The sequence below is a fragment of the uncultured Slackia sp. genome, assembly GCF_959608125.1.
Lineage (GTDB): Bacteria > Actinomycetota > Coriobacteriia > Coriobacteriales > Eggerthellaceae > Slackia.
In genome coordinates, this window is record NZ_CAUHPG010000003.1 from 55,755 (window position 1) to 75,043 (window position 19,289).

Below are 19,289 nucleotides of genomic sequence, written 5' to 3' on the forward strand. Positions count from 1 at the left end.
ATGCGGATGCATGATTCGGCTGCCGGCGGGGAAGCCGGCATCGAATGAGGAGGGAACATTATGGAAACGATTCTTGATCGACGTAATTTCTTGAAGGGCGCGATCGCTTCCGGCGCCGTTCTCGTTGCGGGAACCGCCTTGGCGGGCTGCGCTTCGGGAGAATCCAAGGGCGCGGAAGGCGGCACCGTCGTCGGCTCCGCTCCGGTCGAGTTCGCCGAAGAAACCGACGTGCTGATCATCGGCACGGGCATCGCGGGCCTTTCCGCCGCCATGGACCCGGTCGAGGCGGGCTACAACGTCATGCTCGCCGACAAGCGCGACACGTACGGCGGCGAGAGCTTCATGGCCTGCGGCGTCATGAATGTCTCCGGCTCCGAGGTGCAGAAGCGCGCCGGCATCGAGGACAACCCCGAGGAGAAATGGGAGAAGTACGCTCCCATTCTCGAGAAAAAGGGCGAGACCGACGACATGGAATACAAGAAGGCCCTGTACCTGTATCAGACCGAGTGGGCCAATCGCGTCGAAGCCGACTACGGCGCGCAGTTCCAGCCGCTCGACGCTTATAAGGACACGGGCGCTCCCACGTCCATGCTGCTTCCCCTGAACGGCATCGGCGACATGACTTCCGTCCTGACCCCGCTCATCAACGGCCTCAAGGACAAAGGCGCCACGGTGGAGCTGAACCGCAAGGCGACGAATTTCATCGTCGATGCCGACGGCAATCCGATCGGCGTTCGCTTCGTCGACCCCAAGACCGATAAGATCATCGACGTGAAGGCCAAGAAGATCGTTCTGGCGACGGGCGGCTTCTCTTGCAATCAGGTCATGGTTTCCGAATACATGCCCCAGCAGGCCGAGCTGTGCCCGCTTACGGTGTACTCGATGGGCGAGGGCCACGAGCTCGGCCGCTCCATCGGCGGCGTGTATGCCCACATGGACATGGAATCCAATCGCATGAGCGACTTGGCTCAGGTCACGGTTTGGGGTTACTTCGGCCGTAACGTCCAGGTCACTCCCATGGGCCGTCGCTTCATCAAGGAGGACCAGTCCCACGATTCCCCGGATGCTGCTGCCGAGCTCGGCCTGGGCTTCTGGTGGACCATCTTCGACCATCAGCTCATCGAGGGTTCTCAGGCGTGGAACGTCGAGATGAACATGAATGCCCACGAAGACCGTCTCGTCGGTCCGTGCGACACGCTCGATGACCTGGCGGCGGCCATGGACGTCCCTGCCGAGAACCTCAAGGCGACCTTCGCCGAATATGACGGCTTCGTCGACGCCGGCGAGGATGCGGCCTTCGGCAAGAAGTTGTTCCTCGAGAAGCTGGAAGCCCCCTACTATGCTTTGAAGCATTTCCCCTTCCGCTACAAGACCCACGGCGGCCTGAAGATCGCCACGGACAGCCAGTTGGTCGACAACCAGGGCAATCCGATCGCCAACGTGTACTGCTGCGGTTCCACTACTCCCGACAGCGGCAGCGACCTTTCCCCGAACGCCGGTTCCGGCCTGGTGACGGGCAAGGCCGTGGTTGCGGCCCTGCAGTCCGAAAGCGCCTAGGCGTTCAGACCCTGCCGAAGCGACCCTCCCTTACGAGAAGGGGCGCCGGATTCTTCCGGCGCCCCTTCATCGCGTTCGGGCGAGCCTATGCGCTCGAACGCGCATGCGGTCTGGTTTTAGAACAGGGCGTTTCCGATGAATGCGCCCAGAATGCCTGCGATCAGGCCCACCACGCCGGCCGTCGCGGCGCTCGTGATCACGACGGTCTTGTCGAATTCGACGTGCGGCACCGAAAAGGCGGGCTTGCGCGGCTTCGGCGCATCGTCGCCGGCGTGGGCGGCATCGTAGGCCGCCGAAGCGTCTCGGCCGTTTTGCGTCAGCCCGAAGAACAAGAACCCATTTCCGGTGTCGGCTCCTTCGATCAGGCCGCGCTTTTCCAGAAGGCGGTAGATCGCGCACGCCTTGTCGTCGAAGGCGTATTCCTCGCCCGTCGGGCAGAGGCTGTGAAACGCCGCATAGGCCATATCGCCGCCGTCGCGCTCGGTGGCGATGAGCATGCGAAGCTCTTCGGCTTCTTCGCGCGTGATGCCGTAGGTCGGGTCGACGGCTGCTTCGGCGTCGTTCGCGTGCTCGCCGGCCGCCTCGACGGCTTCGGGCGCGGTCGGCTTCGCGGTTGCGGATTCTGACATGGCTTCCTCCTCGTCTCTCGATGCGATTCTACCGGGTCGGCATGGAGGCCCGATCGATTCGATGAAACTCCGTTTCCTTTTCAACGGGTCTGCATCCCGGGTTTTCGGCACGCAGCCCGCCGTCCGCATCCGTCCCTGAGCCGTTTCCGTGAACGATGAAAAGCCGCGCTTTCATTTCAATTAAACTGAGGAGTCGTCGCGTGCCCTGTACGCAGGCGACGTCATAAAGCAACCTTTATATAGGAGGAACATCATGCCTAAGATCGATCGCGATCAGGTGAAGGTGCCTGTCGATGTGCCCCGCGACGCCCGCGAGACCTACATCGACAATTACATGGCTGCGACGCGCGGCACGGGCCGACTGATGCTGTTCGCATGCGACCAGAAGGTCGAGCATCTCAACGGCGACTTCTACGGCGAAGGCATCGATCCTTCCGACCTCGATCCCGAGCATCTCTTCAAGATCGGTTCCGAGGGCGTGTGCGGCGTGCTGGCGGGCCAGCGCGGCCTGATCGCTCGCTATGCGGCCGATTATCCCGAGGTCAACTACCTGGTGAAGATGAACTCCAAGACCAACCTGGTCAAGACCGCCCAGGACGACCCCTACAGCCCCCAGCTGCATGACCTTCAGGCTGTTTTGGCCATGCGCGAAGAAGGCGTGAACATCGTGGGTCTGGGCTACACCCTGTACCTGGGCAGCGAATACGAATCCACCATGCTCGCCGAGGCGGGCCAGCTGATTGCCGAGGCCCACGAGGCCGGCCTGATCGTGGTGCTGTGGATCTATCCGCGCGGCAAGGCCGTCGCCGACGAGAAGGCTCCTGCCCTGATCGCAGGCGCCGCAGGCGTCGCGCTGTGCCTGGGCGCCGACTTCGTCAAGGTGAACCCGCCGAAGGCCACCGATGAGGCCACGTCCGCCGAAAGCCTCAAGATCGCCGCTACCGCCGCGGGCCGCACGGGCCTGGTGTGCGCGGGCGGTTCCACCGTGGATGCGCAGACCTTCCTCACGCAGCTGCATGACCAGATCCACATCGGCGGCGCATGCGGCAACGCCACGGGCCGCAACATCCATCAGCGCAGCCTCGACGAGGCGGTGCGCCTGACCAAGGCCATCAGCGCCATCACGCTGGCCGACTACGACGTCGACCGTGCGCTCAAGGTGTTCAACGGCGAAGAGGATTTCGCGCTGTAGGCATCGCGTTCGCATAACGCATCGTCTATTCCCGAAGGGCTCCGCAAGGGGCCCTTCTTCGTATGCGTGCCGTCCGGTTAATTGCTGCGCGTGGATGCGAGGGTCGAATACAGCGCCACCGCCAGGATGATGCAGCCGCCGATGATTTCGCGGATGCCGGGGATTTCGCCGAGGAACAGCATGGCGGCCGCCACGCCGTAGACCGATTCGAGCCCGGTGATGATGCCTGCCGTGCGCACCTTCGCCGTGCGCAGGCCGCTGATGAACAGCGTATGGGCGATCGCCGTGAACACGACGCCCATGACGGCGAGCATGCCGATGTCGAAGGCGGAAAGCGCGGGCTTGAACACGAACAGGGCGGGAAGCAGCACGACCGTGGCTGTGGCCTGCTCGTAGAACGACACGAGCGAGGCCGGGTATCCGTTTGAAAAGCGCCTGTTCGCAAGCGAGAGCAACGCGTAGGTGAACGCGCTGAGCAGCCCCCACAGCACTCCTTGGGCCATGGTGCCGTCGAGGCTGAAATCGTCGACGATGAAGCCGACGCCCGCCAGCATGACGAGCGCGCATGCGATGTCGGATACGCGCATCTTCTCATGGAACAGGATCGGCTCGAGCACGGCGCTGAAAAGCGGGAACGTGGCGAGCGTCAGCGTTCCCGCGGCCACGGTTGATACCTGGATGGATTGCATGAAGCTGGTCCAGTGCACGGCCAGGATGATGCCTGCGACCGCGATCAGCGCGTAGTCTCCGCGGGTCTTCAGGGCGAAACTCTGTTTTTTGAAAGCGAGCCAGGCGCCGAGAAACGCCGACGAGAAAAACGTTCGTCCCAGCACCAGGATGATGGCGGGCAGCGCGACCACCTTGGCGAACAGGCCCACGAGGCCGAACAGCAGCACGGCGAGATGCGTTGCCAGAAGCCCTGCGTTGCTCGCCATCCATGACGGACCGCCTTCGCGGGGCCTGTCATCGGCGGCGGTATCGGCGGGGCGCGTGCGGGGCGTTTCGATTCGAGGCAGCATGGCGGCGGTCCTTCGCGGGGTCGTGTCAATGTGCCCACAGCATACAGCGGTTCGCGGGATTTCGCAGCAACGCGCGGCAGAGACGGCCTCGCCGCGCTTCGCGGCTTTCGAAGAGTGGTATCGTAACGGGGTGTTCGCTCGTCGCGCCCTAAGGCCGCGCGGCGGGCTATTCCAAGCAATCGGACGGCGGGCGCCCGCGGACGCTTCGCCGCATGTTTTTTCTCGAGGAGTGTCAATGGAGCAAGCGCCCGTTCTGGCGATCGTCATCCCGTGTTTCAACGAGGCCGAGGTGCTTCCTGCCACGTCTCCGGCATTCAGGGCCAAGATCGAAGAGCTCGTGGGTCTGGGGATGGTTTCCGCGCGAAGCTACGTGCTGTTCGTCGACGACGGAAGCTCCGATGCCACGTGGAGCGTGATCGAGGGCCTGGCGGCCGACGGAGGAGTGTTACGCGGCATCAAGCTTTCACGCAACCGCGGCCACCAGAACGCGCTGCTGGCGGGCCTGATGGAAGTGCGCGGGAAGTGCGATATCTCCATCAGCATCGACTGCGACGGCCAGGATGACATCGACGCCATGAACAAGATGGTCGAGGCCTACCGCGCAGGCGCCGAGGTGGTCTACGGCGTCCGTTCGAGCCGCAAGACCGATACCGCGTTCAAGCGCGGCAGCGCTCAGGCGTTCTACAAGCTGCTTTCCAGCATGGGCGCCGAAACGGTGTACAACCATGCCGATTACCGCCTGCTCAGCAACAAGGTGCTCGACGCCCTTTCGCAGTTCGAGGAAGTGAACTTGTTTTTGCGCGGCATGGTGCCGCTGGTCGGGTTCAATTCGACGAGCGTCTATTACGAGCGCCACGAACGCGTGGCGGGCGAGAGCCACTATCCGCTTCGCAAGATGGTCGCGCTTGCGGTGGACGGCATCACGAGCCTTTCCGTGAAGCCCATCCGTTTGATCACGTTGCTCGGCATCACGGTATCGATCGTCAGCTTCATCGGCGTCATCTGGGCGATCGTCACGGCTTTGATGGGCAATTCCGTCGCGGGGTGGGCGAGCTTAGTGTGCGTGCTGTGCCTGCTGAGCGGCGTGCAGCTTCTCAGCATCGGCGTGATCGGCGAGTATGTCGGCAAGACCTACCTCGAAACCAAGCACCGCCCGCGCTTCATTGTGTCGCAGCACGCAGGCTTCGACGACGCGTCGGACGCGCCCGAAGCCTAGCGGCGCTTCGCGTCCTTGCGGGGCAGGAGGCGCGAAGCAGCGAGCCATCCGCCCGATGCCAGCACGATGTAGTAGGGCAGGTACAAGAACAGATAGCGGGCGTTGCATTCGAAAACGGCGAGGAAGCACGTCAGCATGACCAGGGCGAACGCCATGACCGCCTCCGCGCGCGTCGATTTTCTGGACGAAAGCAGCAGCACCATGCCGATCAGCACGGCGAACCATACGATCTGAGACGCCACGCGAAAAGCGACGTTGTCGCCCTTGTCGCCGATGCCCCACCAGGCTTTCATCACGTCGTTTTCGCCGCGCACGTCGGCATAGAACGTGCCCGCTTCCTCCCAGGCGAACGCGCCGTCGGAATACGAGCGGATCACCTTCTTGGCGTAGAGCTTCGCAGCGCCGTCGATGCCCAGCTCGTGCACGCGGTTCTTCCACTCCTCGATATTGCCTGCGCGTCGCTCTTCGGGCGTGGCGAGCGACGAGGAGTATTCGACGTCGCTTTGCGACCAGACGCCGTAGGTTTGCGCGTTCAGGCCGAGCATGAGGTAGTGGGCCGCGCTGTACGCCCTGTTCTCGTCGAGTTCGGGAAGGTCCTTTTCCGCAGCCGCGACCAGGCTAAATGCTAGCAAGCCGCCGAGTGCCGCGGCGCCGACGCCCATGATGCCGCGTTTCAAGCTCAGCGACGCGCGGTCCGTGGCGAGCCTGTGGATGAGGCGGCATCCCTCGATGCAAAGGATCGCCAGCACGGCGAAAATCGTCGTGGGCTTGATGCAGTAGCCGATGCCGAACGCGGCGGCGATCACGGCCGTTTTCGTGCGCGCGTCTTTCATGCAGACGTACGCGAACAGGATCGCCGTGGGCGCGAGCATTCCGTAGGTGTCGGAGTAAGGCACCAGGATCCACGGGGAAAGCCCGCAGAATACGAACAGCACCGTGCTCGCGACGATCGCCGCGCGTTTGCCGAAGAGCTTGCGGGCGACGAAGGACGCAAGGCATGCCGAGACGGTCACGCTGATGCATCCGCCGTACACCATGACCAGGTAAGGTTCGATGCCGAACAGCGCAGCCGCCTGACGCATCCATGAGAAGAGGCCCACGAGGAAAAGCTGGTTGGGATAGACGGACAGGTAGTCCACGATGTCCGCGGGATCGTTCATCGCGATCGTGCCGCAATCCCAGTCGGTGACGAACCATGCGCCCGACACGATGAGTCCCTGCAGGACGAGGGTCGTCGCGGTCGCGGCTGCGACGAAGGTTTCGAAGATACGCGAGCGATGCGGCTGCGCGCTTGCGGGCCATCGCCTTATGACGAAGGCGATGCCGGCGATCGCGACGAGCGCCGCGGGGACCAAGATCAAGTTCCATTCGACCAGGTAGTAGTGTTTCGAGGCGTACTGCACGAACGGCGCCACGAAGACGACCGCCAGAACGCAGCACGCGAGCAAGGTGAGCGAGACGTTTCTCACGACGAGCGAAAGCCGGTTCGAGAAGGCGGCGGCCTTCGCGTCGGCGTCGGCGGGACGTGTGTCGCGATGGAGCATGGCATTCCTGCTTTCGTAGCGCGCCCGACGGCGCGGATGAGACGGGGGACGCGCGTTTCGATGTCGCGCGGAACACCTGATTTTAGGTCATTTTTCCGGGGAGCGTCCATAAAAGGCGGGGTCGCCGTCTTTGTCCGGCGGCGCAGGTGCCTCGCGCGGGCGCGCCGTGTTGCGTCGCTGTGCTTTGCAGGTATGATGGGCGAAAGTGTTTTCACGACGGAATGGAGGCAGGCCCTATGATCGAGCTTTCCGACGACAAGGTTCTCTACGCGTTTTCGAAGGACCTCGAGCCCGTGCTCACGGTGAAATCGGGCGATACGGTGCGCATTCGTACGAAAGACTGTTTCGGCAATCAGGTTCGCACGCCCGAAGACGAGCTGGATTCGATCGATTGGGACGCGATCAACCCTGCGACCGGTCCGGTGTATGTGGAGGGTGCCGTGGCGGGCGGAGCGCTCAAGGTGAGCATCGATGCGATCGAGTTCGACGGCCAGACCGCTAGCTGCACCGGCAAAGACGAAGGCGTTTACGGCGACAAACTGGAGTGCTGGAGCACGCGACTGTGCCGTATCGAAGGCGATGAGCTGGTGTGGGACGAGCAGGTTCGTCTGCCGCTGACCCCGATGATCGGCGTGATCGGCGTCGCTCCTGCGGGCGAGCCCGTCAATTGCGGAACGCCGGGCGCCCACGGCGGCAACATGGACAACACCAAAATCGCTCCTGGAGCCACGCTGTATTTCCCGGTGGCCGTCGACGGCGCGCTGTTCGGCTGCGGCGACATGCATGCCGTGATGGGCGATGGCGAAGTGAGCGTTTCCGGCGCCGAGGCGGCGGGCCATGCTACGGTCACCTTGACCGCGCTTCCCGAGCTGTCTATCGATACGCCTCTGCTTGAGAGCGAGACCGAATTCGGCGTGATCTACTCGGCTGAGACGCTCGATGCCGCTGCCGACGGCGCGGTGCATCGCATGGTCGACCTGGCGGCCGACCGCACGGGCAAAGACCCCGCCGAACTGGTTATGCTGTTCAGTCTGTGCGGCAACGTCGAGGTGTGCCAGATGGTCGACCCCGAGAAGACGGTGCGCTTCATGGTTCCCAAGCATGTTCTCGAGGCCTATGGATTCGCGCTGTAAGCTGTCGGAGAAACAGAGTATTTTTTAGAAACTAATATCTATTTATAGCTTAAGCATCCTGCAGAATGCAAATATCTTCAGGATGCTTAATTTGCAGAAGATGGTAGATATCGAATTAGTGACTGCATGCTATTGGATATCTACCAGCATTAAGAATCTAATTCCATATTTGATATCTAAAGATAAGAATAAAGCTAGAGATTATTAGAGCTCTAATTACTAAGAGTAACTAACAGTATGAAAGGATATCGATGGAGATCATCAGCACATCGGTTGAGCAGACGCAGGAATATGCCGAGCGTATGGCCCGTCGAGCCGAGGCGGGAGACGTCATTCTTCTCGTCGGCGACCTGGGGGCGGGAAAAACCCACTTCACGCAAGGCTTCGCGCGCGGCCTCGATCTTGCCGACGTGCCGACGAGCCCGACGTTCAACCTGGTGTGCGAATACTGCGGTGGGCGATTGCCGTTGTATCACTTCGACTTGTATCGCCTGGAGAACGCCGACGAATTGGACGACATCGATTACTACGGCATCACCGAAGGCGACGGCGTGTCTCTGGTGGAATGGGGCGATAAGTTCGACGAGGCTGCGCCTGACGATTACGTGTTGCTCGATTTCGCCGTGCGTCCCGACGGCACGCGTGCGATCGGCGTGACGGCGACGGGTCCGCGCGCGCAGGCTCTCGCTGCGGCGCTCGAATCGTAGGCAGACAAGAAGGGCTCGGCCGCACACGGCCGAGCCCTTCTTGCGTATGTGTTCACGTGGCGGCTTCGCTGCAGCGCCGCGTTAGTCTTCCTTGACCACCAGCACGTCGCAGCGCAGATTGCGGATCAGGTAGGTGGAAACGCTGCCGACGAACACGTATTTGATGTTCGACAGGCCGCGCTCGCCGCAGATGACCAGGTCGGGATCGTACGGCTCGATGATCTGCTCGCTCAGCGTTTCGGTGATGCGGCCGGCCTTCACGACCACCTGCACCTCGGGAATGTCGGGGTTGTTGCGGGCGGCTTCGAGCTTGTCCGCGATCGATTCCTCGAGCTTGGCTTTCATATCGGCCGCGAGGGCGGCGAAATCGGTGCCTGCCGCTTCGTAGGGGACCGAATCGACGACGTGGCCGAACATCAGCGAGGCATTGGCGCCTTCGGCAAGCTCGATAGCGCGGTCGACGACCATGTCCTGGGTTTTCCCGCCGTCGAGCGCAGCGAAAATGCGATTGTACTTCTTCGTCATGACAGCTCCTGACCTTGGATCGTCCTTGGATTCAAGGACGATTCCATTCTATCACTCGATTGTTCTAAAGCGCCTGTTCCGGCGATTCGCACCCTGCGCGTTGCCCTTTCGTTACGCTGTGTGGCTAAGCGTTCGTCTGCATGCGCGAAAGTTCGGCGTCGACGGCTGCGATGTCGTCTTCGGCGGTAGCCCACGAGCAGGTCATGCGTACGATGGTCGAGTCTGCATCGGGGCGCGCGATGACATCGGCATCGAAGGCGTGGACGAACGCATCGGCCGTCGGGTTGTCGAGCCTGAGGAATTGCTGGTTGGTGGAAGAGTCGCTTTCGAAGGCGTCGAACCCGTGCGCTGCCAGCACTTCGCGCAATTTCAGGGCCGCAGCGACGGAGTGGCGACCGAGCGAAAGGTAGAGCGGCTCGTCGCCTTGCGCTTCGGTCACGCCCGCCTGCGCGCCCGTGACGGAGAACAGCGTATCGAACTGCACGCCCAGAAGCCTTCCCTTGGCGCAGACGGCGCCCTTCTGCTTCATGATGTAGCGGAACTCGCGTGCTACGGCGGCGTTGCGGATCACGATGGCCTCGCCGAAAAGCGCGCCGTTTTTGGTGCCGCCGATGGTGAACACGTCCGCGGCGGCGCAGACGTCGGCCAGCGTGGCGTCGCAGCGCGGCGAAGCGAGGCCGCAGGCGAGCCTTGCGCCGTCGATGAACAGCAGAAGGTCGTGTTCGTCCGCATACGCTCGCAGCGAGGCGAGTTCTGCGGCGGTGCATACCAGGCCGGTTTCGGTAGCGAGCGACATGTACAGAAGGCGCGGCTTGACCATATGGAAGTTGCCGCCGTATTCATGTTCTCTCATGACGGCGTCGATGCCTGCGATGCTCAGGAGGCCGTCGGCGTCGGCAGTGACGAGCACCTTATGGCCGCAGGCCTCGATCGCTCCTGTTTCATGCACGTTGATATGGCCGTCGGGTGCGGCGATGACACATTCGTGCGGACGCAGGCATGCGGCGATCGAGACCAGATTGGCCATGGTGCCGCCTGCGACGAATTCGACCTGCAGGTTCTCGGGGTCGACGCTTGCGCGCTCGAGTGCATCGTGCGCATCGCTTCGTACGATGGCCTGGCGAATGCGATTGCGCGCAGCATCGCACCATGTGTCTTCGGTGTAGCCGGGATGTTGCTCCCCGTTGGTGCGGACCAGAGCGTCGAGGACGCACGGGTGGGCCCCTTCCATATAATCGTTGCGGAAGCTGTGCATGGAATGCCTTTCGATCGGCGGCGAACGCGTCGTCGCATCTTTGCTGACTGCTCAGATTATAAGATCGCCGCGCGCTGCCCGCGAAGCGCGGCATCGGACGGCATGACAGGAAGGGGGGGAAGGGCGCGATCGGTCGTGCGGGTGCCTGAAGCGTGCGCAGGAATCGCTGCATCTTTTCAGCGGTCTATTGTTGCCAAATTAGTTAAACATACTAAAAGAAACTAAAAGATTTTCGGTAATCAAACGTTAAAGATAAATGGTCATGAAAATGAAAATACCGCAGGTCGATCGGCAAAAATTACGTCAGACGTGCTAGAATGCGTCGAGGCAGCTGCTCAGGCGCTGTCTTTTGTGATGCCAAAATGAATTTCGTGCATACGAAAGAAAATTTTGGTATAATTTTCGGCTGTTGCTTAAGCAAACGATGAGTGAAGAAGGAAGATTCTTGGCAAAAGAAGACGTCATCGAACTTGAAGGCACGGTCCTCGAGGCCCTTCCGAACGCGATGTTCAAGGTCGAACTCGAGAACGGCCATCAGATTCTGGCGCATATTTCCGGCAAAATGCGCATGCACTACATCAAAATCCTGCCGGGCGACAAGGTAACCGTCGAGCTGTCGGTCTACGACCTGTCTCGCGGCCGTATTACCTATCGCTTTAAATAAGCACCCGCTCTGCTCCGACTCCTCGTCGAAACATACAGGGTGCATTTCTGCGCTTAAAAGCAGCGGCCGCGTGTCCGTAACAACGCACGACATGACAACCATCGCCTGCGGCTGGGCGTGTTGCATAGAGTAAAAGACAGTAGGGTTCCCCAGAGGTTGAACCGTCGGCCAAAGGGAAGCCGCACATTCAAAGGAGACAAACATGAAGGTCCGTCCTTCGGTCAAGAAGATGTGCGACAAGTGCAAAATCATTCGACGTCATGGCAAGGTGCTCGTGATCTGCGAGAATCCTCGTCATAAGCAGCGTCAGGGTTAAAGAGAGGAAGGCTAGCTAAACTATGGCACGTCTTTTCGGTGTCGACCTCCCTCGCGAGAAGCGCATTGAGATCGGCTTGACTTACATTTACGGCATCGGCAACACCACCGCCAAGAAGATCGTCGCGGAAACCGGCGTCAACCCGGACATCCGCGTCAAGGACATCTCTGAAGACGATCTTCAGAAGATCCGCGAATACATCAGCGAGAACCTGACGGTCGAGGGCGACCTGCACCGCGAGGTTTCTCAGAACGTTAAGCGCCTTATGGAAATCGGCTGCTACCGTGGCCTGCGTCACCGCAAGGGTCTCCCCGTTCGCGGTCAGCGCACCCACACCAACGCTCGCACCCGCAAGGGTCCCAAGCGTCAAATCGGCGGCAAGAAGAAGTAGGGGTTTTAACACATGGCTAAGAAGAACGTTCGCACGCGCATCAAGCGCTCCGAGCGCAAGAATATTGCGGTCGGTCAGGCTCATATCAAGAGCACCTTCAACAACACCATCGTTTCCATCACCGATCCTCAGGGTAACGTGATTTCCTGGAACTCTGCCGGTACCGTGGGCTTCAAGGGCTCTCGTAAGTCCACCCCGTTCGCCGCGCAGATGGCTGCCGAGCAGGCCGCCAAGACCGCTATGGAGCACGGCCTCAAGAAGGTCAGCGTCTTCGTGAAGGGCCCCGGCTCTGGTCGCGAGACCGCTATCCGCTCCCTTCAGGCCGCCGGCCTCGAAGTGGCGAGCATCCAGGATTGCACCCCCATCCCGCACAACGGCTGCCGTCCGTGCAAGCGTCGTCGCGTGTAGTTCAGAAAGGATCGAATCATTATGGCAATCAATAGGACTCCGGTTCTTAAGCGCTGCCGCCAGCTCGGTATTGATCCGGTTGTGCTGGGCTACAGCAGCAAGAAAGAATCCATCCGTCAGCCCAAGCGCCGTCGCAAGGAAAGCGAATACGGCATGCAGCTGCGCGAGAAGCAGAAGGCCAAGTTCATCTACGGCGTTCTGGAGAAGCAGTTCCGCGGCTACTTCATGAAGGCTAAGCGTCAGCAGGGCATCACCGGCGAGAACCTGATGCGCATTCTCGAGTCCCGTCTCGACAATGTCGTCTTCCGCCTGGGCTTCGCCCGCACCCGCAAGGAAGCCCGCCAGACCGTGACCCACGGCCACATTCTGGTGAATGGCCGCCGCGTGGACATCCCGTCCTACCGCGTGCGCCCCGGCGACCTGGTTTCCGTGGCTCCCAAGGCCAAGGAAATGCTCGTCATCAAGAGCGCTCTCGTGTCCAACGAGCGCATGCAGGTTCCCGCATGGCTCGAAGTCGACATCGAGAAACTGCAGGGCAGCGTGCTCTCCCTTCCGAACCGCGATCAGATCGACCTGGATATCAACGAGCAGCTTATCGTCGAGCTCTACTCTAAGTAATAACCAGCGGCTGATTAGGAGGCTTACAAACTATGGCAGAGTTCATGAGGCCAACCGTCACTACCGAAGAAGTGAACGATACCGTCGCTCGCTTCATCGTAGAGCCGCTCGAGCGTGGTTTCGGATATACGCTGGGCAACTGCATGCGTCGCGTGTTGCTTTCCTCCCTGGATGGCGCGAAAGCGACCGCTATCCAGATCGAGGGCGTGCAGCATGAGTTCACGACCGCAGAAGGCGTGATCGAAGATGTCACCGATATCGTCCTCAACGTGAAGGGCCTCGTTTTCGCGGCTCTTTCCGAGGACTACACCGAGGCAGTCGCGACGATTTCCGTCGAGGGTCCGTGCACGGTGACCGGCGCTGACATCAAAGTTCCTGCCGAGTTCACGCTTGTTAACCCCGACCATGTCATCGCCACTGTGGCCGATGGCGGTACGTTGAACATGAATATCCGCATCGGTGTCGGCCGTGGCTATGTTTCGGCCGAGCGCAACAAGCGTACCGAGGATCCCATCGGTATCATCCATGTGGATAGCCTGTTCTCTCCCGTGCGTCGTTGCACCCTCGCGGTCAGCGACACGCGCGTGGGCCAGCGTACCGACTACGACAAGCTGGTTCTTGAGGTCGAGACCGACGGCTCTATCGTCCCGAATGAGGCGGTGTGCCGCGCGGCCAATATCATCAACCAGTACATGGGGGCGTTTTTGACCCTGGCCGATATCGCCGACGAGGAAGAGGGCGAAATTCCGTCCATCTTCGCTCCGGAGGGCCAGGAGGCCAATGCTGAGCTCGATAAGCAGATCGAGGATCTGGACCTGTCCGTCCGCTCCTACAACTGCTTGAAGCGCGCCGGTATCCATTCCGTGCGTCAGCTGGTCGAGTTCTCCGAGAACGACCTGCTCAACATCCGTAACTTTGGCGCGAAGTCCATCGAAGAGGTCAAGGATAAACTGATCTCGATGGACCTCAACTTGAAGCAATAATAGGAGATACACGATGAGGCATTACAAGAAGGGTCGCAAGCTGGGCACCGATGCCGCCCACACTAAGGCCATGAAGAGGTCGCTGGTGCAGGCGCTGTTCCTGAACGACCGCATCAAGACCATCGAGTCTCGCGCGAAGGAAATCCGCCCCGATGTCGACCGTATCATCACCTGGGCGAAGAAGGGCGACCTGCATTCCCGTCGTCTCGCCATCGCCGCTCTCGGCAACGACAAAGAGCTCGTTCGCGAGATCTTCGAGAAGGTTGCTCAGGGCATGTTCGCCGATCGTCAGGGCGGTTACACCCGCATCCTGAAGCTCGGCCCCCGCAAGGGCGACAATGCTCCTATGGTCATCATGGAGCTCGTGACCGAGCCCGTGGCCAAGAAGGAGGAGAAGGCCCCCAAGGCTGCTCCGAAGAAGGTCGAGAAGGCTGAAGAGACCGAGGCTGTCGCCGAGGCTCAGGCCGAGGAGACCGCCGAGGCCGAGGAGAAGAAGGCCGAGTAGCCTTTTTCCCATACAATGCTTTTAAGAAAGGACGCTTCGGCGTCCTTTCTTCGTTTCCGAGCGAGTTCGTCTACTCTCGTATTCGCCCCGCCGCAGTGCTGTTCGCTCGTCGAAAAGCGCGGGTCGGGGCTGGTTTCGTCTCGGTTGCAAAGGGTGCCTGCGGCTGCCGCGCAGGCGTTCGACGTGATACGATGGAGCCGTCCTTGGAAAAGGAGGGCGGTGCGCTCAGGGCGTGCGCCTCGATGCGGAGAGGAGGGCGTCATGTCCGAGATCGGAAAGCTGATCAATGATGCCATCGATAAGGCTCAGGAACTGGCGAGCGAAATGAAGGAAGCGGGCGATAAAGTCATCGACGTCATTCAGGAGCAGACGCCGGCCGTAGTGGAGAGCGCGCGTGCGAAGCGCGAGGAAATGGCGAACGCAACGCGCGAGAATATTCCCGTGCTGATCGACGAAGCGAAGGCCGCCGCCGATCGCGCCATGGAAACTCGCAAAGAGGTCGCCGAGCATGTCATGGACGCCACGTCCCAGATCGCCGACAGGTCGGTCGAACTGACTAAGGAGATGGGCGATCGTGCGGCCGAGGCCGCGAAGGCGACCGTCGAGCGCATTGCCAAGAAGGATTCCGCCGAGGAGGCGGCTGTCGAAGAATAGTTCGCTTGCGGCATCGTAGAGAACGCATGATAAGAAAGGGGCGGTATGCCCCTTTCTTTTATACTGGAACGCATGTCTGAATCTCAACATATCCGAACTGGTCGCGTGGCTGCTCGCCATATGCGAATCGATGCGCGCATGGCTATCGTCGCGGTGCTCTTTTATTCGATCGCGCTTTTCGTGGCCCGGTCCTGGTTTGCCATGGGCGTGCTTGCTGCGGGTCTTGCGGCGGTCTTGGCGCTCGCTCGTGTGAATGTGGTCTTGATGCTCAAAGGTATCGTACCGTTGCTCGTCATACTGGCTTTCACGGTACTCGCCCATATTCCGCAGGGAATAGGCGAAGGCTTCTATTACGCGCTGCGCATCCTGCTGCTGGCATTGGCCACGTTGTGCGTGGCGTTTTCCTACGACGATACGCGGCTCGTGCGCGCATTCGCGTCGTTTCTTGCGCCGTTGCGCTCTGTGCGCGTTCCTGTGGATGACATCGCGACCATGTTTTCGATCGCCATCAGGTTTATTCCCGTAAGTCTCGATGAGTTCCAGCGCGTTTCGAATGCCCAGCGCGCCCGCGGCGCAGCGCTTGACGAAGGCGGCGTGGTCGAGCGTGTGAAATGCTGGGGAAGCGTTCTGGTTCCGATTCTGGTGGGGCTGTTCCATCGCGCAGGGGTGCTGGCTCAGGCCATGGAAGCCCGCTGTTACGGCGGGGGAGCCCGTCGCACGAGTCTGCATGGCGACGAGCGACTGTGCGCGACGGACGTGCTTGCGGCGGCGGCCGTTTCGTTGGCCTGCATGGCCGTGGCGGTCTTTCTGTAGGGCGTTCTTCGGCCGGCATCGCGGCGGTCGGGCCGTCTCGCGGCGCGGAGCGGCGCGCAAACCATGCCGGTCGAAGCGGCTCCTGCCACGCTTGCCAGCCGCTTGCCTTCGTTATACGCACAACCCGGTACAATCACCCTGTTTATACGGCGCGCCCGCGCCGTCTTCGTTGCGGCATGAATGCGAACATGCCGCGTGAAACCGACCGAGGAGGCAATCTTCATGAGCATCATCTTCGACGTGTACGGCCGCGAAGTCCTGGATTCCCGTGGCAATCCGACCGTGGAAGTGGAAGTCACGCTTGACGACGGGTCCTTCGCTCGCGCTATCGTGCCCTCGGGTGCCTCTACGGGCGCTTTCGAGGCCGTAGAGCTGCGCGACGGCGACGCCGACCGCTACCTCGGCAAGGGCGTGACGAAGGCCGTTGCCAACGTCAACGAGGAAATCGCCGATGCCGTGATCGGCATGAACGCGCTCGACCAGCGCGCTCTCGATGCCGAGATGATCGACCTCGACGGCACCCCGAACAAGGGCCGTCTGGGCGCCAACGCTATCCTGGGCGTTTCTCTGGCCGCTGCCCGCGCCGCAGCCGAGTCTGTCGAGATGCCGCTGTACCGCTACGTCGGCGGTGTGAACGCGAACCTGCTTCCCACGCCCATGATGAACATTCTCAACGGCGGCGTGCATGCCGACAACAACGTCGACTTCCAGGAGTTCATGATCATGCCCGTGGGCGCCCCCTCTTTCGCCGAGGGTCTGCGCTGGTGTGCCGAAATCTACCACACGCTTAAGAAGGTCCTGCATGACGCGGGCCTCGGCGGCGGCGTGGGAGACGAGGGCGGCTTCGCTCCGAACCTTAAGACCAACGAGGAGCCGCTGAAATACATCGCCGAGGCGTGCGAGAAGGCAGGCTACAAGCCCGGTTCCGACATCATGTTCGCCATGGATCCGGCTTCCACCGAGTACTACGACGCCGAGCGCGGCGTGTACGTTCTCGCCGGCGAGGGCGTCGAGTACACCAGCGAGGAAATGGTCGACTACTGGGAGAAGCTCGTCGACAAGTACCCGATCATCTCCATCGAGGACGGCATGGCCGAGGAGGACTGGGGCGGTTGGAAGCTTCTGACCGACCGTATCGGCAAGCGCGTGCAGCTGGTCGGCGACGACCTGTTCGTCACCAACTCCGAGCGCCTGAAGAAGGGCATCGAGCTGGGCGTCGCCAACGCCATCCTGGTGAAGGTGAACCAGATCGGCAGCCTGACCGAGGCCATGGAGGCTATCCAGATGGCCAAGCAGGCCGGTTACGCGTGCGTCATGAGCCACCGTTCCGGCGAATCCGAGGACACCACGATCGCCGACCTGTCCGTGGCCTGCAACGCCGGCCAGATCAAGACCGGCGCTCCCTGCCGTTCCGACCGCATCGCCAAGTACAATCAGCTCATCCGCATCGAGGAGGAGCTGTGCGAGTCCGGCCGCTATGCGGGCATGGACGCGTTCTACAATATCGACCGCGCATAACAAGCGCGTGACTCCGGATGCCCGTCGTTTCGGCGGGCATCTCCGCGTTTCGATGTCTGTTTGCGACGCGAATATGAGAAAGGCTCCCCATGGGGAGCCTTTCTCATGCAGGGAAACGCGCGCGTCTATTCTTCGTCGAGATTCAGCCTGCCGATGCGTTCGGCAAGGTCGCCGCCGCGCTCGTGGAACAGCAGCTTCTCATTGTGCGCGAAGTAGCGGTCGCAGCCGTGATCGTTGATGAAGGCCATGCTGTGGCGGTTGACCGACAGGTCGGTGATCAGCAGCAGCATTTCCTGGCCGTCGCCGAAGGCGTCTTCGACGAAGCGGAACACGGCGTCGAGCGCGGCGGCCGCGGCATCGATGAGGATATCGAGGGCATCGAGCAGCGAACCGAAGCGCTCTTTAAGGTCGTCGAACGTCAGCGCCTCGCCGCCTGCCGCACGCACCGCGTCTTCGAGCAACGTGGCGGCGCGTTCGTAGGACAAACGCTTTTCATCGGTGAGCAGCCCGGCTTCCTTTTCTGCGGCGAGTTTGGCGCGGATGGCCGCTGCGCATTCGCCCGCCTTCTCGGCAGCATCGACGACGCCTGCCGTTTCCAGTTCGTCGCGTAGCGCCGCCAGCTGGTCGTGCACGAAGCTTGCCGCGCGTTCTTCACAGGCGGCCTCGCGTACGCGAGCGATCAGCGCGTCTACGATCAGGCCCATAAGCGAGACGCGCTCGTCGAATGCCGCTTTGCGTGCGCGCTCGAGAATGGATTCGTCGGCCTTGCCGTCGACGATATCGTCGATGCGGTAATCGGAACGGTACTTGGAGAACAGCTCGTAATATACCGAGAAGTGCTTGGCCACTTCGGGGTTTTGCACATATTGGCCGATGAGCAGGTCGTCGACGGGCAGCCCCTCTTCTTCATACAATTTGATGATCGAGGACAGGTCGTCCCATCCGCGCGCCGTGACGAACGACATGCCGTCGACGGTGGTCTCGACGCGGTAGAAGTTGCCGCGCTCGATGTCGAGGTAGGTGAGCACGGCGGGGTGCACGCCGGTCTGCACGGCATAGTCGCGCCACGCTTGGTAATCGGGCTCGACGTCGATGCGCTTGAGGCGGTCCCAGGTCGCCATGTCGAAATCATGCACGGTGCGGTTGTATTCGGGCGGGTTGCCTGCGGTGACCACGATCCAGCCGTCGGGAATGCGGTGGCGGCCGAATACCTTGTACTGCAGGAACTGCAGCATCGCGGGCGTCAGCGTCTCGGACACGCAGTTGATTTCGTCCAAGAACAGGATGCCCTCGCTTTTGCCCGTGGCTTCCATGGAGTCGTAGACCGATGCGATGATTTCGCTCATGGTGTATTCGGACACGTCGTATTCGACGCCGCCGTAGGTCTTGCGCGCGATGAACGGCAGGCCCAGCGCGCTTTGACGGGTATGATGCGTCATGGAATACGAGACGAAGCCTACCTCGAGCTCCTGGGCGATCTGCTCCATGATCGCGGTCTTGCCGATGCCGGGGGCGCCGATCAGAAACACCGGACGCTGGCGGTTGACGGGCAGGCGGTAATCGCCGAATTCGTCTTTGGCGAAATACGCCCTCATGGAGCGTTCGATCTGCTTCTTCGCTTGGCTGATGTTCATGGGTCCTC

21 protein-coding genes are annotated in these 19,289 nt (G+C 61.3%); 15 read left to right on the forward strand and 6 right to left on the reverse strand.

Annotated features, from left to right (window positions below):
• Positions 1 to 60 precede the first annotated feature (60 nt).
• Positions 61 to 1,557 carry an FAD-dependent oxidoreductase gene (locus Q6E04_RS01725; RefSeq protein WP_303249109.1) on the forward strand — a complete coding sequence of 499 codons (1,497 nt, stop codon included), beginning with the start codon at positions 61 to 63 and terminating at the stop codon, positions 1,555 to 1,557.
• Positions 1,558 to 1,673: 116 nt separating this feature from the next.
• Here Q6E04_RS01725 and Q6E04_RS01730 read toward each other — a convergent pair whose 3' ends face one another.
• A complete protein-coding gene (locus tag Q6E04_RS01730) occupies positions 1,674 to 2,186 on the reverse strand; it encodes a hypothetical protein (protein WP_303249110.1) in 513 nt (170 codons plus the stop codon).
• Positions 2,187 to 2,439: 253 nt separating this feature from the next.
• On the opposite strand from Q6E04_RS01730, the gene Q6E04_RS01735 reads away from it, so the two are divergent.
• A complete protein-coding gene (locus tag Q6E04_RS01735; protein WP_303249111.1) occupies positions 2,440 to 3,378 on the forward strand; it encodes an aldolase in 939 nt (312 codons plus the stop codon).
• A gap of 77 nt (positions 3,379 to 3,455) precedes the next feature.
• On the opposite strand, the gene Q6E04_RS01740 is transcribed toward Q6E04_RS01735, so the two are convergent.
• Positions 3,456 to 4,397: a DMT family transporter gene (locus Q6E04_RS01740; protein WP_303249112.1), complete on the reverse strand. Its 942-nt coding sequence runs from the start codon at positions 4,395 to 4,397 to the stop codon at positions 3,456 to 3,458.
• Positions 4,398 to 4,632: 235 nt separating this feature from the next.
• On the opposite strand from Q6E04_RS01740, the gene Q6E04_RS01745 reads away from it, so the two are divergent.
• Complete coding sequence (locus Q6E04_RS01745) at positions 4,633 to 5,613, forward strand: glycosyltransferase family 2 protein (RefSeq protein ID WP_303249113.1); 981 nt, start codon at positions 4,633 to 4,635, stop codon at positions 5,611 to 5,613.
• On the opposite strand, the gene Q6E04_RS01750 is transcribed toward Q6E04_RS01745, so the two are convergent.
• Entirely contained in the window at positions 5,610 to 7,157 is a 1,548-nt protein-coding gene (locus tag Q6E04_RS01750) for a hypothetical protein (protein ID WP_303249114.1), read from the reverse strand. The genes Q6E04_RS01745 and Q6E04_RS01750 overlap by 4 nt on opposite strands.
• A gap of 236 nt (positions 7,158 to 7,393) precedes the next feature.
• Here Q6E04_RS01750 and Q6E04_RS01755 point away from each other — a divergent pair, with 236 nt between their 5' ends.
• Together Q6E04_RS01755 and tsaE are read left to right on the forward strand one after the other, a co-directional pair.
• Positions 7,394 to 8,290 (forward strand): acetamidase/formamidase family protein, encoded by an 897-nt coding sequence (locus Q6E04_RS01755; RefSeq protein ID WP_303249115.1) that lies wholly within the window; start codon positions 7,394 to 7,396, stop codon positions 8,288 to 8,290.
• A 251-nt stretch (positions 8,291 to 8,541) separates the two neighbouring features.
• Positions 8,542 to 8,997, forward strand: coding sequence for a tRNA (adenosine(37)-N6)-threonylcarbamoyltransferase complex ATPase subunit type 1 TsaE (tsaE, locus tag Q6E04_RS01760; RefSeq protein WP_303249116.1), 456 nt, complete (start codon positions 8,542 to 8,544; stop codon positions 8,995 to 8,997).
• Between the two features lie 81 nt (positions 8,998 to 9,078).
• Here the strand turns inward: tsaE and Q6E04_RS01765 are convergent, their stop codons facing one another.
• Together Q6E04_RS01765 and Q6E04_RS01770 are read right to left on the reverse strand one after the other, a co-directional pair.
• A complete protein-coding gene (locus Q6E04_RS01765) occupies positions 9,079 to 9,522 on the reverse strand; it encodes a universal stress protein (protein WP_303249117.1) in 444 nt (147 codons plus the stop codon).
• Positions 9,523 to 9,646: 124 nt separating this feature from the next.
• The gene (locus Q6E04_RS01770; RefSeq protein WP_303249118.1) at positions 9,647 to 10,777 is read right to left on the reverse strand and encodes a low specificity L-threonine aldolase; all 1,131 of its coding nucleotides are present in this window, start codon (positions 10,775 to 10,777) and stop codon (positions 9,647 to 9,649) included.
• A 424-nt stretch (positions 10,778 to 11,201) separates the two neighbouring features.
• Between Q6E04_RS01770 and infA the strand changes: the two genes are divergently transcribed.
• From infA to eno, 10 genes are all read left to right on the forward strand, one after another.
• Positions 11,202 to 11,441: a translation initiation factor IF-1 gene (gene infA, locus Q6E04_RS01775; protein WP_368656396.1), complete on the forward strand. Its 240-nt coding sequence runs from the start codon at positions 11,202 to 11,204 to the stop codon at positions 11,439 to 11,441.
• A gap of 202 nt (positions 11,442 to 11,643) precedes the next feature.
• Positions 11,644 to 11,757, forward strand: coding sequence for a 50S ribosomal protein L36 (rpmJ, locus tag Q6E04_RS01780; RefSeq protein ID WP_006363204.1), 114 nt, complete (start codon positions 11,644 to 11,646; stop codon positions 11,755 to 11,757).
• 22 nt (positions 11,758 to 11,779) lie between these two features.
• Positions 11,780 to 12,148: a 30S ribosomal protein S13 gene (gene rpsM, locus Q6E04_RS01785; RefSeq protein ID WP_123198239.1), complete on the forward strand. Its 369-nt coding sequence runs from the start codon at positions 11,780 to 11,782 to the stop codon at positions 12,146 to 12,148.
• Between the two features lie 12 nt (positions 12,149 to 12,160).
• Positions 12,161 to 12,556 (forward strand): 30S ribosomal protein S11, encoded by a 396-nt coding sequence (gene rpsK / locus Q6E04_RS01790; protein WP_123198238.1) that lies wholly within the window; start codon positions 12,161 to 12,163, stop codon positions 12,554 to 12,556.
• 21 nt (positions 12,557 to 12,577) lie between these two features.
• Positions 12,578 to 13,174 (forward strand): 30S ribosomal protein S4, encoded by a 597-nt coding sequence (rpsD, locus tag Q6E04_RS01795; RefSeq protein WP_123198237.1) that lies wholly within the window; start codon positions 12,578 to 12,580, stop codon positions 13,172 to 13,174.
• A 32-nt stretch (positions 13,175 to 13,206) separates the two neighbouring features.
• Entirely contained in the window at positions 13,207 to 14,157 is a 951-nt protein-coding gene (locus tag Q6E04_RS01800) for a DNA-directed RNA polymerase subunit alpha (RefSeq protein ID WP_303249119.1), read from the forward strand.
• A gap of 13 nt (positions 14,158 to 14,170) precedes the next feature.
• Positions 14,171 to 14,662, forward strand: a complete 492-nt coding sequence (gene rplQ, locus Q6E04_RS01805) for a 50S ribosomal protein L17 (RefSeq protein ID WP_303249120.1) — start codon at positions 14,171 to 14,173, stop codon at positions 14,660 to 14,662.
• Positions 14,663 to 14,923: 261 nt separating this feature from the next.
• A complete protein-coding gene (locus Q6E04_RS01810) occupies positions 14,924 to 15,316 on the forward strand; it encodes a hypothetical protein (RefSeq protein ID WP_303249121.1) in 393 nt (130 codons plus the stop codon).
• 105 nt (positions 15,317 to 15,421) lie between these two features.
• Positions 15,422 to 16,129, forward strand: a complete 708-nt coding sequence (locus Q6E04_RS01815) for an energy-coupling factor transporter transmembrane protein EcfT (protein WP_303249122.1) — start codon at positions 15,422 to 15,424, stop codon at positions 16,127 to 16,129.
• Between the two features lie 222 nt (positions 16,130 to 16,351).
• Complete coding sequence (gene eno, locus Q6E04_RS01820; protein ID WP_303249123.1) at positions 16,352 to 17,647, forward strand: phosphopyruvate hydratase; 1,296 nt, start codon at positions 16,352 to 16,354, stop codon at positions 17,645 to 17,647.
• A gap of 125 nt (positions 17,648 to 17,772) precedes the next feature.
• On the opposite strand, the gene Q6E04_RS01825 is transcribed toward eno, so the two are convergent.
• Positions 17,773 to 19,281, reverse strand: coding sequence for an ATP-binding protein (locus Q6E04_RS01825; RefSeq protein WP_303249124.1), 1,509 nt, complete (start codon positions 19,279 to 19,281; stop codon positions 17,773 to 17,775).
• Positions 19,282 to 19,289: the final 8 nt, after the last annotated feature.